Source organism: Caulobacter segnis, assembly GCF_019931575.1.
GTDB lineage: Bacteria > Pseudomonadota > Alphaproteobacteria > Caulobacterales > Caulobacteraceae > Caulobacter > Caulobacter segnis_C.
The window spans coordinates 1,882,089-1,895,064 of the sequence record NZ_CP082923.1; the positions used below are offsets into that span (position 1 = coordinate 1,882,089).

Here is a 12,976-nt window from a genome sequence, read left to right on the forward strand (position 1 = left end):
GACCACCCGTGAGACCCGATGGTCTCTGCCCTTCCTGGGCGTTTCCTCCCTAACTTTTTGAGCCCGGCCGAGTTTTCGTCCGGGCTTTTCTTTTGCCCGCTACTCGGCCGCCAAGGCGACGCCGCCGAAGCGCTGGGCGCGGGCGGCAGTGGAGCGCAGGTCCGAGAAGCTCTGGGCCACCAGGGGGTAGTCGGTCGGCAGGCCCCACTTGGAGCGGTACTGGTCGTCGGTCAGGCCCAGCTGGTTCAGGTGCCGGCGCAGCGAGCGATAGCGGCGGCCGTTCTCGAAACTGATGATGGCGTCGGGCGTGACGCTGGCGGCGATCTCGTCGGCCGTCGGCGCGGAAACCCGCGCGGGCGCGGCGGCCGGGCCCGCGAAGACCGCCTCGAGGGCGGCGTAGGTGCGGGCGGCCAGCGCGGGGAGGTCGTCGGACGAGACGGTATTGTTGCTGAGATAGGCGCTCAACACCTGGGCGGCGATCTCGGCGGCGCGTTCCTGGGCCTTGTTCATCGGGGTTCTCGGTGGTTCGGAAAAAGCGCCCAGGAACGGCCGGGGAAGGGGCGTTCCTGGGCAGTGGCGGTGGGATCAGTGCGCGCCGGCGGCCCGGAGGCGGTCGCCGAAGGCGCAGGACGGGGGCAACTCGACCTTGACCCCCGCCCGGGCCTTGCCCTTCAGCCAGTCGCTGAGGGCTTCGGCGACGGTGTGGTCCAGGCTGGTCAGGCCGCGGGTGTCCAGCGTCACGCGGCCGTTGTTCGGCGCGCCGTCGAGGACCTTGGCGATCTTCGGCAGCTGGATGAAGGTGGCCGCGCCCTCCAGGCGGATCTCGCTTTCGTCGGGGCCCAGTTCGCGCTGGAACACGTTGAGGCGCATCTTCCTGAGGTTCGGGATCAGCTCCAGCAGCGTCAGGGCCATGCCGACCAGCACGCCGGTCAGGAGGTCCGTGGCCACGACCATCACGAAGGTCGCGCCCCAGATCAGCGCCGGCAGCAGGCCGTAGCGGGCGAACAGGTGTCGGACGTGTTGCAAGCTGACCAGCTTCCAACCCGTGACGACCAGGACGCCGGCCAGGGCCGCGCTGGGCACCATGCGCAGCAGCCAGGGCAGCAGGGCGACGAAGGCCAGGATCCAGACGCCGTGCAGGATCGCCGACATCCGGCTCATGGCGCCGGCCTGGACGTTGGCCGAGCTGCGCACGATCACGCCGGTCATCGGCAGAGCGCCGACCATGCCGCACAGCAGGTTGCCGACGCCCTGAGCGCCCAGCTCCTTGTTGTACTTCGTCCGCTCGCCGTCATGCATCCGGTCGACGGCGGCGGCCGACAGCAGGGTCTCGGCCGAGGCGATGAACGCCACCGCGATGGCGGTCACCAGCAGCATCGGATCGGCCATGCGCGCGAAGTCGGCCACGCCGGGGATGGCGATCGCCGCGGCGATCGATTCCGGCACGACGATCTTCTTGACGTCGAGGGCGAGGACCGTGGCCAGCACGGTGCCGGCGACCACGCCCAGCAGGGCGCCGGGAACCAGCTTCAGCGCCTTGGGACGGAACTTCTCCCACAGCAGGATCGAGCCGATCGTCACCACGCCGACCGCCAAGGCGGCCTCGACCTGGGTGAGGCTCGCGAACTGCACGCCGGCCAGGGCGCCGGGGATGGCGGCCAGGTTCTGCAGGCCGTGGGCCTTGGGCGAGTCGCCGAACAGGACGTGGAACTGGCCGGCCACGATCAGCACGCCGATACCGGCCAGCATGCCGTGCACGACGGCCGGCGAGATGGCGCGGAACCAGTTGCCGAGCTTGGCGGCGCCGGCGATCAGCTGGATCGCGCCCGCCACCACCAGGATCGGGCCCAGCATGGACAGGCCGTGCTTGGCGACGATCTCGAAGACGATGACCGCCAGGCCGGCGGCGGGACCGCTGACCTGGAGGGGCGAGCCGGCCAGGGCCCCGACGACGACGCCGCCGATGATGCCGGTGACCAGGCCGCGCTCGGCCGGGACGCCCGAGGCGACGGCGATGCCCATGCAGAGGGGCATCGCCACGAGGAAGACGACGATCGAGGCGATGAAGTCCCGCGACAGGATCGTGGAGAAGCCGGGTTTCGCGCCCGGTGTGGAAACGGCGGCCTGGGTCATTCGGCGGCGATGCCCAGGTGGTCGGCGGCGACCATGCGGCGGGCCGGGCGCTGGGCGACCGGCAGCGGCGCGCCTTCATAGACCTGCTCGAACTGGCCGGTGTCGCCGTTATAGGCCTGGATCTGGCCGGTCTCGATCTCGAAGAACCAGCCGTGCAGGGTCAGCTCGCCGCGGGCCATGGCCGAGGCCACCGACGGGTGGGTGCGCAGGTGATTGATCTGGACGACCACGTTCTCCAGCGACAGGGCGCGGGTGCGGCCGTGGTCGTCGAGGTGGCCGTAGCACGAGCAGACCACGCTGTGGGCGGCGTGGGCGTGACGCAGCCAGGCGGCGACGTTGGGCATCTTCTCCAGCGCTTCGGGATGCGAGAAGGCCTTCATGGCCCCGCAGTCCGAGTGGCCGCAGACGACGATGTCGCGCACGCCCAGCGCCATGACCGCGTACTCCACGGCCGACGACACGCCGCCGTTGGCTTGCGAGAAGGGCGGCACGATGTTGCCCGCGTTGCGGCAGACGAACAGGTCGCCGGGGGCGGCCTGGGTGATCAGCTCGGGGACGACACGGCTGTCGGCGCACGAGATCATCAGGGCCTTTGGGCTCTGGCCGTGGCTGGCCAGACGTTCGTAGAGGGCGCTCTGGGCTGGGAAGACCTGGCCGCGAAACAAGGCGGCGCGTTCGAGAAACTGTTCCAAGGGACCTCCGTCAGGATGGCCGCCGCGACGCCAGGAAAAGGGGGACGAACGTCGCGGCGGGCGTCTTGGCGATCAGCGCCTGACACACCCAGGAAGGTCGGTTTCGGGTTTTGCTGCGATGCAGCGGCTTTGTGACAAAGCGTGTCCGGCCCTAAAGCGCCGGCAGCCTCAGTTCCACGCGCAGGCCGCCTTGCGGGCGGTTCTTCAGCACCAGGGCGCCGCCTTCGCGCTGCAGGATCTGCTGGACGATGGTCAGGCCCAGGCCCAGGCCCGCCGTGTTGCGGGCCCGGGCGCTGTCCAGCCGGTGGAAGGGCTGCAGCACCTCGGCCAGTTCGGTCTCGGGGATGCCGGGGCCATTGTCCTCGACCGCCAGCACGGCCGTCCGGCCCTCGCGGGCGAGGGTCAGGCTCGCGTCGCCGCCATAGTGCAGGGCGTTCTCGACCACATTGCTGATCGCCCGCTTCAGGGACACCGGGCGGGCCTGGACCGGCAGATGGTCGAGGCCGGCATAGGTCGCCGGACGCTCGGCGTCGGCGGCGTCGCCGACCACGGTCATGGCGATCGCGGCCAGGTCCGTGCGGCGTCGCGGCTCGGGATCCTCCTGGCCGCCCAGATAGGCCAGCAGCGAGTCGAGCATGGCCGCCATCTCGTCGACGTCGGCCTCCAGCGCCTCGCGGGCCTCGGCGTCCTTGACGAAGCCGGCCCGCAGGCGAAGGCGGGCGAGGGGCGTACGGAGGTCATGGCCGACGGCGGCCAGGGCCTCGGTGCGGGCGCGCAACAGGCCGCTGATGCGGTCCTGCATGGCGTTGAACGCCTTGGCCACCAGCTTCAGGTCGCGGGCCCCGGTCTCGGCGATGCGGACGTGCGCGCCCTTGCCGACCTTGTCGGCGGCCTCGGCCAGGGCGCGGAGGGGGCGGGACAGGTTGCTCAGAACCAGGGCGGCGGCGGCGATGACCCCCAGGCCCAGGATGAAGGCTGAGCCGAAGCCGCTGAGCAGCACCGCCCATGGCGCGACATGGATGCGCGTGTTGAGCGCCATCTAGCTGCCGTCGCGCAGCTTCAGGGCCGCCTTCAGATGCGTGTCGCGCGGCAGGGCGTGGTCGATGTTGGCGCGGAGGCGCAGATCGCGACCGCGCAGGCCGGGCTCGGCCTCGAGGAATTCCTCGCGGAACTCGTCCTCGACGTCCCGCCCGCCGTCGACCAGGCTGGGCAGGATCGACCAGCTCAGCTGGGTCACGCGGTTGGACATCACGGCCGCGCGCGCGGCGCGTTCGTCGGGCGAGGCCTCCTCCAGCAGCGCCTCGGCCGTGATCAGCTGCTCGGCGACGCGCCGGGTCTGGCTTTCGCGATCGGGATAGAGGCGGCTGTGCTCGAACAGCAGCGAGCTGCCGATGAATTCCAGGGCCACGGCCAGCATCAGCACCAGCGTGACCTGGCCGACCAGACGCTGCGGCCATAGCCGCAGAAGCTTCATCGGCGCTCCCAGTTCATCGACGTTCCCAATTCACCGACGCTCGACCCCCACGGTGAAGATGTAGCCGACGCCGCGCACGGTGCGCAGCAGCGACTCGGCCTGGCCGGTGACGGCCAGCTTGCGGCGCAGCCGGCTGACCAGCACGTCGATGCTGCGGTCCGAGGCGTCCGAGAAGCGGGCGCGCGACATCTCCAGCAGGCGCTCGCGGCCGATCACCCGCTGGGGCGAGCTGACGAAGGCCAGCAGGAGGTCGAACTCGGCGCCCGACAGGTCGACGAAGGCGCCGTCGGGCGACAGCAGCTCGCGGCGGCCGGGATCCAGGCTCCAGCCGGCGAAGGTCATCTGCTGGTGGCCGCGGGGCTGGCTGGCCTGCTGGCCGTTCTGGGTGCGGCGCAGGATGGCGCGGATACGGGCGATCAGCTCCTTCTTGCTGAAGGGCTTGCCGATATAGTCGTCGGCGCCGAGCTCCAGGCCGATCAGGCGGTCGGTCTCGTCGTCGCGGGCGCTGAGCATGACGATCGGCACGTCGCTCTCGCGCCGGATGCTGCGACAGAGGTCGAAGCCGTTGCTGCCCGGCAGCATGACGTCCAGCAGGATCAGGTCGACGGTGTTGGTCTCGAGCACCCGGGCCATCTCGGCGCCGTGGCCGGCGCTGAGCGGCTGGAAGCCTTCCTCGCGCAGCAGCCGCATGAGCAGGGTGCGCAGGGCCGGATCGTCCTCGACGATCAGGATGACGGGCGCGAGCGGCGCTGTCGCCATCTCGCGCGGCAGGGCGATCGTTCCGTGACCTGAAGAATCCATACGCTTGGGCTACTTAAGCGCGGCAAGGCCGCAGGCAAGGGCGGGGTCGACGTTTTTCCGTGCGGTTTCACCCGAAAACGGGGAGGGGCCCTCGCGCGCATTGCAGGTAAGGGGACGCGCGAGGGCGGACCGCCGTGGCTCTAGGGCCCGTACGGTCGTTCCGGGGCCGGGCCTAGCTGGCGCGGCACGTGTCGGGAGAGGCGCCGTCCGACTTGGCGTCGGCCTTGTCGGCCTTGGGCGCCGCGCAGTCGGACGAGGCCTGGGCCTTGGCCGGCGCCTGCTTCTTCTTCTCGAGGTTCTTCTTGGCGACCTCCTCGGTGAAGGTCAGGCCGGTGCCGGCGGGACCCGCCAGGGCGGGGGAGGCGATCAGGCAGGCGGCCGCGAGGCCGAGGGACGCGAGGATTTTCATACGGGATACCAACTCTGGAAAAACGAAAGGCGGGGCGGGGGTCAGCCGCCCGACGTGGTGTCGGCGGCCGCCTGGACGGCGGGCAGGGTGCGGCGGTAGCCGTCGACGGCCTTCAGCAGGCCTTCGATCTCGGCGTGGGTGATGGCCGTGCGATGCTCGTAGCCGCGGTCCGACTTGAACTTGAAACTCCAGGCGCCCGGCGCGGCGGCGGCGCGGCGCAGCTCGCTCTCGGAGACGCCGAATGAGACCTCCTCACGGCACACCTCCGGCGCCTCGAACAGGAAGCAGTAGCCGGCGTTGTCCTTGATCTTGGTCACCGGGACCGCGACCGGCCATTGGCCCGTCTGGTACGAGACCTCGCCGTAGCCACGGACCGAGCCTGGATACATCAGGGTCTGACGGACCTCGAAGCGGGTGGCGCCCGAGCGCTTGTCGACGATGGCCCGCAGGTGGTTGTCGTTGTAGGGCGACTTGAACAGGCCCTTGCCGCTGTGGAAGCCGCGCTCGGAGCTGATCACGGTCTCGACGTCCAGCGGGTCGTCGATGATCTGGGTCTTGGCGTGGAAGTGGTCGGCGGTCAGGGCGGCCTGCTTGGCGGGCAGCTTGTGGGACTCGGCGGCGGCCGCGCCGGCCCAGGCCACGCCGCCGACCAGGGCCAAGGCCATCAAAGTATTACGGGTCTTGTTCATCCTAGTTCTCCCGAGCGGGGCCGGCTCCGGGGGACGAGCGGCCCTGCTACGGGTCCGAGAGTGGCGAGGCCGCCTTTCGGCTCTGCATCGCGTTTGTGACAAAGGATGACAGGCGGCGTTTTGTTGGGGCTTGCTTAAAGTTTCAGCTTGGCCGCGATGGCCGACCAGGGAACCAGCTTGAAGTTCTGGTGCTCGGGCGGGGCGATGTTGCGGCCGTCCTGGGCGACGAAGGCGCCGCCTTCCAGGCCCGCGCCCAGCGAGGCGCTGGTGACCTCCAGGCCGTCGGTCTCGGAGATCCCGTCGACGCCGTTGTCGCCATTGGCCGTGACCGCGAAGCTGCCGACATAGGCGTTGTCGCCCTCGCGGCGGAACACGGCGTAGCTGTTGTTGCCCTGGCTGGACAGCACCAGATAGCCCTTGCCGCCAGCCTGGGCGTAGAGGCCGATCCCTTCCAGGTCGTCCTTCAGCGCCGGGTTGTCGGCGACGCGGGCGATGGCCTTGCGGCTAGCGCCAGCCTTAGCGTCGGCGCCCAGCCTCCACAGGGCGACATCCTCCTCGGCGACATAGAGGGCGCCGGTCTCGTCGTCGGCGACGCAACCTTCCGTCTGGGTGTCGAAGCGCAGGTCACGCACCGGCTGGGCCCTGACCTTGCCGGTTGGCGTGGCGGTCAGCTTCCACTGGCGGACCAGGCCATCAGGATCGCCGACGAAGACGAAGGTCCCGCCCTTGCGATCGCGGTACATGCACAGGCCGTACGGGTCCGAAAGCTCCGTGGGCTGAAGACCATCGGCGACGTTAGTCAGTAGGCGGGTGTCGGGATCGATCGTGTAGAGCGCGATGGACTTGTGGGTGCGGTCGCTGGCGGCGATCAGGGTCACGGTCTTGCCGCCCAGCTGGAAGCCGCCGCGCAGGTCGACATTGTTCATCTTGCCGTCGGGCAGGAACTGCAGGCGCTTGCCCGACAGGTCGTAGACCGCCAGCCCGCCCTTCTTGTCCGTGCCGATGATGACGCTCTGGCTTGGATCGGTCGGATGGACCCAGATCGCCGGATCGTCGGCGGCGTCGCCATCGTGGTCGACGGGCTCGGTCTCCATGGTCGCGTGGACCAGGGCCAGCTTGCTGGGCGGCGTCGCCGGGGCGTCGACCCCGACGGGCAGCTTCAGGGCGGCGGCGACGTCGGCCCAGGACAGGACCTTGCTGTGGGCGCCCTGCTTGCGGTCGTCGGCGATCAGCAGGCCGCCGGCCGGCAGGCCCGGACCGACGGGCGCGCGCAGGCCGAACAGAGCCGACGGGTTCTCGATCGCCCCGGCGCTGAAAGTCCCCACGAACCCGTCGCCCGCGCCCCGGTCGTAGACGTTGAACACGCCCGCGTCGGTGTTGGCGGCCACCAGGTAGTCGGCGCCCTTGCCGCCGTTGACGATGGCCAGGCCGCCGACCTCGCCGGCGATGTGGCCCAGGCGGTTGATGTCGACGATGACCGGGACCGGCTCGGCCTCGGGATCGGCGTCGTAGCGCCAGACGCCGACAGCCGCCTGGGCGACGTAGAGCGCGCCGCTGGCGTCGTCGGCGACGCAGAACTTGGCCTCGGACGACAGGCGCAGGCGGCGCACGACGCGGCCGTCCATCTTGCCGTCGGTGGTGGGATAGAGCAGCCACTGGTCCAGCTGGCCGTCGCGACCCATGGCGAAGGCGTACAGCGACCCGTCGCGGACGCTGCGGTGCAGGCAGACGCCTTCGCCCGAATAACCCAGCATCAGCGGCTTGGCGTCGATCGCCGAGACCTGGCCGTTGGCCCAGTCGCGGGCGAACAGGCGCAGGCGGCCGCCCTGGCTGTCCAGTACGGCGAGGATGGCGCGGGCGCCCCCAGGACCGTCATCGCCACGGGCGTCGACGGCCTCGACCTCGCCGCCGGGGACCGAGGTGATCCGCTGGCCGTCCAGGTCGTAGAACTCCAGGCCGGCCAGCTCGGCGCTGGCGGCGATCACGCTCTGCTTCGGATCGGTCGGATGGCGTAGCAGGACGACGCCATTGGCGCCGCCCTGGGCGGTCGGCGCGGTGGTCGAAATGGCCGCGACCGTGGGGGAGGGCGCCGTCTGGGCCAGGGCCGGCGCGGCGGCGGTCAGGGCCAGCAGGCTGGCGGCGAGCTTCAGGTGGTTCATGGTCGAGCGCCCCTCTTGTCACGTTTGCGTCTTGTCCATCGCCTAGACGCCGCTGGCTGACGCCCGGCTGACGGATCACGTCATCTGAAGAAAAATTCCATTCGTATTGTAAAATAGAAAATCCGTTCGTATCGTGGGCGCAAATGAAACGGCCCCATAACAACAGGTGGCCCACAGGGGAGATGCTGATGGCGAGGCTTCGCAATGCATTGATGACGGCGGCCGTGGCCGCGCTGGCGGCGGGGACAGCCCAGGCCGGACCGGCGGGCGGCCCGACCGAGGGCCTGAAGCTGGAGCGGATGGTGATGGTCATGCGCCACAGCGTGCGGCCGCCGACCAAGAGCCCGGCCACGCCCGAGGGCACGACCGCTCAGCCCTGGGGGACCTGGACCACGGCCTATGGCGAACTGACCCTGCACGGGGCCGAGGGCGCGCGGCTGATGGGCGCCTATTACCGCACCTTCCTGGGCGCGCGGGGGCTGCTGCCCAGCCAGGGTTGCGCCAGCGCCGGCGACATCGTCGCCTGGGCCAGCGGCAAGTCGCGGGCGATCAAGACCGCCGAGATGTTCGTCGAGGGCCTGCAGCCCGGCTGCGGCCTGAAGGTCGCTCACCCCGACAGCGAGGACAACGACCCGATCTTCCATCCGGCCGAGGGCATAGACGGCGACGTCGCGCTCAAGGCCGCCCAGCGCCAAAAGCCCGGCGTCGCCAACGAGGCTCGCGTCCACGCCAAGGACTTCGCGGTCCTGCAGCGCGTGCTGGGCTGCGATCCGGCGACCAAGGCCGGCTGCGGCATCGCCCAGAAGCCCTCGCACCTGACCGCCAACAAGGGCGACACGCCCGACCTGGGCGGGGCGCTGTCGGTGGCCTCGACGGCTGGCCAGACGGTCCTGCTGGAATATGTCGAGGGCAAGCCGCTGACCGAGGTCGGCTGGGGCCGCGCCTCCAAGGCCGACATCCAGGCGATGCTGCGCTTCCACCCGGTGAAGTTCCACTACGAGGTCGGCGCGCCCTACATCGCCGAGCGCTACGCCGCGCCGGTGGCCAAGGAAGTGCTGAACGCTCTGGCCGGCGCCGAGGGCACGGGGAGCAAGCTGACCATGCTGGTCGGCCACGACACCAACATCGCCGCCCTGCGCGGCTTCCTGGGCGCGCACTTCACCGCTGCCGACTATCCCCAGGACGATCCGCCCCCCGGCGGGGCCATGGGCTTCGAACTGGTGAAGGACGGCGCGGGCAAGGCCTATGTGCGGGCCTTCTACACCGCCCAGAGCATGGACCAGCTGCGCGAGCTGCAGCCGCTGACCGCCAGCAATCCGCCGGCCTATGCGTACTTCAAGGTCCCGGGCTGCGGCGTGGCGGGCGAGCCGACCCTGTGCCCGCTGGAGACCTTCCAGAAGATCGTCGGCGGCAAGCTGAAGAGCCCGGCGAAGAACTGATCGATCCAACCAGGCGACAACTCTGGCGGCGGCTCTCCTGCGGGGCCGCCGTTTCTTTGTGTGTTTCCTTCTCCCGCAAGGGGAGAAGGAAGATCCTTAAAGCTTCACCACCTGGCCGGTCTTCGCCGACTGGCCGGCGGCTTCCGCCAGGGCCAGGGCCTCGACGCCGTCGACATAGCCGACCGAAGGCAGGGCCTCGCCGCGGATGATCTGCGCGAAGTGCTCCATCTCGCGGCGATAGGCCTCGGCGTAGCGGTCGAGGAAGAAGTTCTGGAAGGCGTCGCTGGCCGCGCCGGCCTCGCCCCAGACGCTGACCGTGCTCTCCATGACGTTGTCGGCGCGGACCAGGCCCTTGGCGCCGAAGGCCTCGATGCGCTGGTCGTAGCCGTAGCCGCTGCGGCGGCTGTTGCTGATCATGCAGATCTTGCCCGAGGCCGTGCGCAGCAGGATCTTGGCGGTGTCGACGTCGCCGGCCTCGCCGATCGCCGGATCGACCAGGCAGCTGGCGGCGGCGAACACCTCGGTCACCGGCTCGTCCAGCAGCCAGCGGGCCATGTCGAAGTCGTGGATGGCCATGTCCTTGAAGAGGCCGCCCGACACCTTGACGTAGCTGACCGGCGGCGGCGCCGGGTCGTGGCTGGTGATGTGCACGGTCTCCAGCGCGCCGACCACGCCGGCCGAGAGCCTGGCTTTCAGGCCTTGGAAGTTGGGGTCGAAGCGGCGGTTGAAGCCCAGGAACAACTTCACGCCCTTGGCTCCCAGTTCGCCGGCGGCCGAGCGGGCGCGGGCCAGGTCCTGGTCGATCGGCTTTTCGCAGAACACCGCCTTGCCGGCCGCGATGGCCTTGAGGCTGTAGTCCAGGTGGGTGTCGGTCGAGCTGGCGACGATGACGCCGGCCACCGACGGATCGGAGAGCGCGGTGTCGAGGTCGGCCACGGTCGCGCCGGTCTCGGCGGCCAGGCCGTCGGCGGCCGCGGCGACCGGATCGACCACGTACTTCAGGCGCAGGCCCGGCTGGCCGGCGACGTTCTTGGCGTGGATGCGGCCGATGCGGCCGGCGCCCAGGATGGCGATGTCGTGCATGGGAAACCTTATACTCTAGAGTCTGACAGGCGCGCCGGTCGCCACCGAGCGGGCGGCGGCTTCGGCGAGTTCGAGCGAGGCGATGCTGGCCAGGAGGCCCGCTTCGGGGCTGGCCTTGCCGTCCAGCACGTCCGCGAAATGGTCCATCTCGGCGGCGTAGGCCCCGGCGTAACGATCGATGAAGGCGTAGGGGAACCTGTCGGCCTTGGCGCCGCTCTCGCCCCACACCGAAACGGCGGTGTTGGTGACATTGTCGACCCGCGCCGCGCCGTTGGACCCGAAGGCCTCGATGCGCTGGTCGTAGCCATAGCCGGTGCGACGGCTGTTGCTGATCATGCACAGGCGTCCCGTGGCGGTGGTCAGCAGCACCTTGGCGGTGTCGACGTCGCCCAGGGCGCCGATCTGCGGATCGATCAGGCACGACGCCCAGGCGAACACCTCGACCGGCGCTTCGCCCATGAGCCAAGGCGCCAGGTCGAAGTCGTGGATGGTGAAGTCCTTGAACAGGCCGCCGCTGGTCGGAATGAAGGCCGGGGGCGGGGTGGCCGGGTCGTGATTGACGATGTGCAGGCTTTCCAGCGCGCCGATGTCGCCGCCGTCGATGCGGGCCTTCAGGGCGCGGTAGTGCGGGTCGAAGCGGCGGTTGAAGGCCACGAACAGGCGGTCCTCGGCGGCCTCCAGCTCGCCCTTGGCGGCCAGCAGCGTGGCCAGGCGCAGGTCCAGCGGCTTCTCGCAGAACACGGCCTTGCCGGCCCTGAGGGCCGACAGCGTGTTGTCGAGATGCGCGTCGGTCGAGCTGGCGACGATGATCCCCCGGATCTCGGGATCGGCCAGGACCTCGTCGAAGCCGCGGAGCGCGGCGCCCAGTTCGGCGGCCAGCGGGCCGGCGACGTCGGGGCGAGGATCGACCAACGCGACGAGGTCCAGTCTTTGATTGGCGGCGGCGTTGCGGGCGTGGACCGCCCCCATCCGTCCCGCGCCCAGCTGGGCGACCTTGATCATGTTCCGCTTCCCCGATGTCGGCGGCTCTTGCGACGGCCGCGTTCCACCCTCGTGTAATATGGAACAAAAATTCCTTCCAGATGGAAAGTGGAACGAAGCGCGATTTCAGCCGTGTTTGTGTTCGGCTGCGGAACGGATATTCTATTTCTGAAGCGATCATATCGGGGCGGAAATGACCGAAGAGACCACGGCGACGACGGCGCCAGCCACGGCCGAGGAGCTGAGGGCGGCGATCCTCGAGCGCTACGATTCGCTCAGCAAGCGGCTGCAGCAGATCGCCCGCTACGTGCTGGACGAGCCCAACGAGATGGCGCTGGAGACCCTGGCGGTGATTTCCGAGCGGTGCGGCGTGCAGCCCTCGGCCATCGTCCGGTTCGCCAAGACGTTCGGCTATCCCGGCGCCAGCCAGATGCAGCGGCTGTTCCGCGACGGCCTGCTGTCGGGTCACGCGGGCCTGGGTTACGGCGAGCGCGTGCGCCACTTCAACGAGGCGGTGGCGCGCAAGTCCGACGGCGGGGCGGACGTCCTCAGCGAATTCGTCGAGGGCAACACCCTGGCCCTGCAGAACCTGACCCAGACGGTCAGCGAGGCGGACATGAAGGACGCCGTGGCTCTGATCGACCGGGCCGAGACGGTCTATGTCGTGGGTTTCCGCCGCTCGTTCCCGGTGGCCTCGTACCTGGCCTATTCGCTGCAGCAGGTGAACAAGCGCACCCTGTTCATCGACGGCGTGGCGGGCCTGACCAAGCAGCAGGTCCAGACCATCGGCCCGCGCGACCTGCTGATCGCCGTCAGCTACCACCCCTATGCCGAGGAGACGGTGCAGGCCGTCGACATGGCCACCCAACGCGGCGCCCGCATCCTGTCGATCAGCGACAGCCTCGTCAGCCCGATCGCCAAGCCCGCCGAACTGGTGCTGCACGTGCGTGAATCGGAGGTGCGGACCTTCCGCTCGCTGGCCGCCTCGATCTGCCTGGCCCAAGCCCTGGTGATCGGCTTCGCCTTCGAGTCCAGCAAGGAAAAGAAGAAGCTCAAGAAGGGCGGCTAGGCTGCCTGCTGAACCGTCCGTTCCATTCCAGATCTAAAATGAAATGG

General features: G+C 69.6%; 13 protein-coding genes. 2 read left to right on the forward strand and 11 right to left on the reverse strand.

The window, feature by feature from the left end; all coding sequences use genetic code 11:
- Positions 1–99 precede the first annotated feature (99 nt).
- From K8940_RS08815 to K8940_RS08855, 9 genes are all read right to left on the reverse strand, one after another.
- Positions 100–510, reverse strand: a complete 411-nt coding sequence (locus K8940_RS08815) for a MucR family transcriptional regulator (RefSeq protein WP_223394764.1) — start codon at positions 508–510, stop codon at positions 100–102.
- Positions 511–585: 75 nt separating this feature from the next.
- Positions 586–2,133 (reverse strand): SulP family inorganic anion transporter, encoded by a 1,548-nt coding sequence (locus K8940_RS08820; RefSeq protein WP_223394766.1) that lies wholly within the window; start codon positions 2,131–2,133, stop codon positions 586–588.
- Complete coding sequence (locus tag K8940_RS08825; protein WP_223394768.1) at positions 2,130–2,825, reverse strand: carbonic anhydrase; 696 nt, start codon at positions 2,823–2,825, stop codon at positions 2,130–2,132. The genes K8940_RS08820 and K8940_RS08825 overlap by 4 nt, the downstream gene beginning before the upstream one ends.
- A gap of 151 nt (positions 2,826–2,976) precedes the next feature.
- Positions 2,977–3,864, reverse strand: coding sequence for an ATP-binding protein (locus K8940_RS08830; RefSeq protein ID WP_223394770.1), 888 nt, complete (start codon positions 3,862–3,864; stop codon positions 2,977–2,979).
- Positions 3,865–4,299, reverse strand: a complete 435-nt coding sequence (locus K8940_RS08835) for a hypothetical protein (protein WP_223394772.1) — start codon at positions 4,297–4,299, stop codon at positions 3,865–3,867.
- A gap of 30 nt (positions 4,300–4,329) precedes the next feature.
- Positions 4,330–5,100, reverse strand: coding sequence for a response regulator (locus K8940_RS08840; RefSeq protein WP_223394773.1), 771 nt, complete (start codon positions 5,098–5,100; stop codon positions 4,330–4,332).
- Between the two features lie 172 nt (positions 5,101–5,272).
- Complete coding sequence (locus tag K8940_RS08845; RefSeq protein ID WP_223394775.1) at positions 5,273–5,509, reverse strand: hypothetical protein; 237 nt, start codon at positions 5,507–5,509, stop codon at positions 5,273–5,275.
- A 41-nt stretch (positions 5,510–5,550) separates the two neighbouring features.
- Entirely contained in the window at positions 5,551–6,198 is a 648-nt protein-coding gene (locus tag K8940_RS08850) for a hypothetical protein (protein WP_223394777.1), read from the reverse strand.
- Positions 6,199–6,332: 134 nt separating this feature from the next.
- Positions 6,333–8,357 carry a phytase gene (locus K8940_RS08855; RefSeq protein WP_223394780.1) on the reverse strand — a complete coding sequence of 675 codons (2,025 nt, stop codon included), beginning with the start codon at positions 8,355–8,357 and terminating at the stop codon, positions 6,333–6,335.
- Positions 8,358–8,545: 188 nt separating this feature from the next.
- On the opposite strand from K8940_RS08855, the gene K8940_RS08860 reads away from it, so the two are divergent.
- Positions 8,546–9,796, forward strand: a complete 1,251-nt coding sequence (locus K8940_RS08860) for a histidine-type phosphatase (protein ID WP_223394782.1) — start codon at positions 8,546–8,548, stop codon at positions 9,794–9,796.
- Positions 9,797–9,892: 96 nt separating this feature from the next.
- On the opposite strand, the gene iolG (K8940_RS08865) is transcribed toward K8940_RS08860, so the two are convergent.
- Together iolG (K8940_RS08865) and iolG (K8940_RS08870) are read right to left on the reverse strand one after the other, a co-directional pair.
- Positions 9,893–10,879: an inositol 2-dehydrogenase gene (iolG, locus tag K8940_RS08865; protein ID WP_223394783.1), complete on the reverse strand. Its 987-nt coding sequence runs from the start codon at positions 10,877–10,879 to the stop codon at positions 9,893–9,895.
- Positions 10,880–10,894: 15 nt separating this feature from the next.
- Positions 10,895–11,881: an inositol 2-dehydrogenase gene (gene iolG, locus K8940_RS08870; RefSeq protein WP_223394785.1), complete on the reverse strand. Its 987-nt coding sequence runs from the start codon at positions 11,879–11,881 to the stop codon at positions 10,895–10,897.
- Positions 11,882–12,053: 172 nt separating this feature from the next.
- Between iolG (K8940_RS08870) and K8940_RS08875 the strand changes: the two genes are divergently transcribed.
- Positions 12,054–12,929 carry a MurR/RpiR family transcriptional regulator gene (locus tag K8940_RS08875; RefSeq protein WP_223394788.1) on the forward strand — a complete coding sequence of 292 codons (876 nt, stop codon included), beginning with the start codon at positions 12,054–12,056 and terminating at the stop codon, positions 12,927–12,929.
- The last annotated feature ends 47 nt before the right edge of the window (positions 12,930–12,976 follow it).

What these genes read in the sequence shown, in the direction of transcription:
- K8940_RS08815 (WP_223394764.1), bottom strand. Translation starts at nt 510, where the DNA reads ATGAACAAGGCCCAGGAACGCGCCGCCGAGATCGCCGCCCAGGTGTTG.
- K8940_RS08820 (WP_223394766.1), bottom strand. Translation starts at nt 2,133, where the DNA reads ATGACCCAGGCCGCCGTTTCCACACCGGGCGCGAAACCCGGCTTCTCC.
- K8940_RS08830 (WP_223394770.1), bottom strand. Translation starts at nt 3,864, where the DNA reads ATGGCGCTCAACACGCGCATCCATGTCGCGCCATGGGCGGTGCTGCTC.
- K8940_RS08835 (WP_223394772.1), bottom strand. Translation starts at nt 4,299, where the DNA reads ATGAAGCTTCTGCGGCTATGGCCGCAGCGTCTGGTCGGCCAGGTCACG.
- K8940_RS08840 (WP_223394773.1), bottom strand. Translation starts at nt 5,100, where the DNA reads ATGGATTCTTCAGGTCACGGAACGATCGCCCTGCCGCGCGAGATGGCG.
- K8940_RS08845 (WP_223394775.1), bottom strand. Translation starts at nt 5,509, where the DNA reads ATGAAAATCCTCGCGTCCCTCGGCCTCGCGGCCGCCTGCCTGATCGCC.
- K8940_RS08850 (WP_223394777.1), bottom strand. Translation starts at nt 6,198, where the DNA reads ATGAACAAGACCCGTAATACTTTGATGGCCTTGGCCCTGGTCGGCGGC.
- K8940_RS08855 (WP_223394780.1), bottom strand. Translation starts at nt 8,357, where the DNA reads ATGAACCACCTGAAGCTCGCCGCCAGCCTGCTGGCCCTGACCGCCGCC.
- K8940_RS08860 (WP_223394782.1), top strand. Translation starts at nt 8,546, where the DNA reads ATGGCGAGGCTTCGCAATGCATTGATGACGGCGGCCGTGGCCGCGCTG.
- iolG (WP_223394783.1), bottom strand. Translation starts at nt 10,879, where the DNA reads ATGCACGACATCGCCATCCTGGGCGCCGGCCGCATCGGCCGCATCCAC.
- iolG (WP_223394785.1), bottom strand. Translation starts at nt 11,881, where the DNA reads ATGATCAAGGTCGCCCAGCTGGGCGCGGGACGGATGGGGGCGGTCCAC.
- K8940_RS08875 (WP_223394788.1), top strand. Translation starts at nt 12,054, where the DNA reads ATGACCGAAGAGACCACGGCGACGACGGCGCCAGCCACGGCCGAGGAG.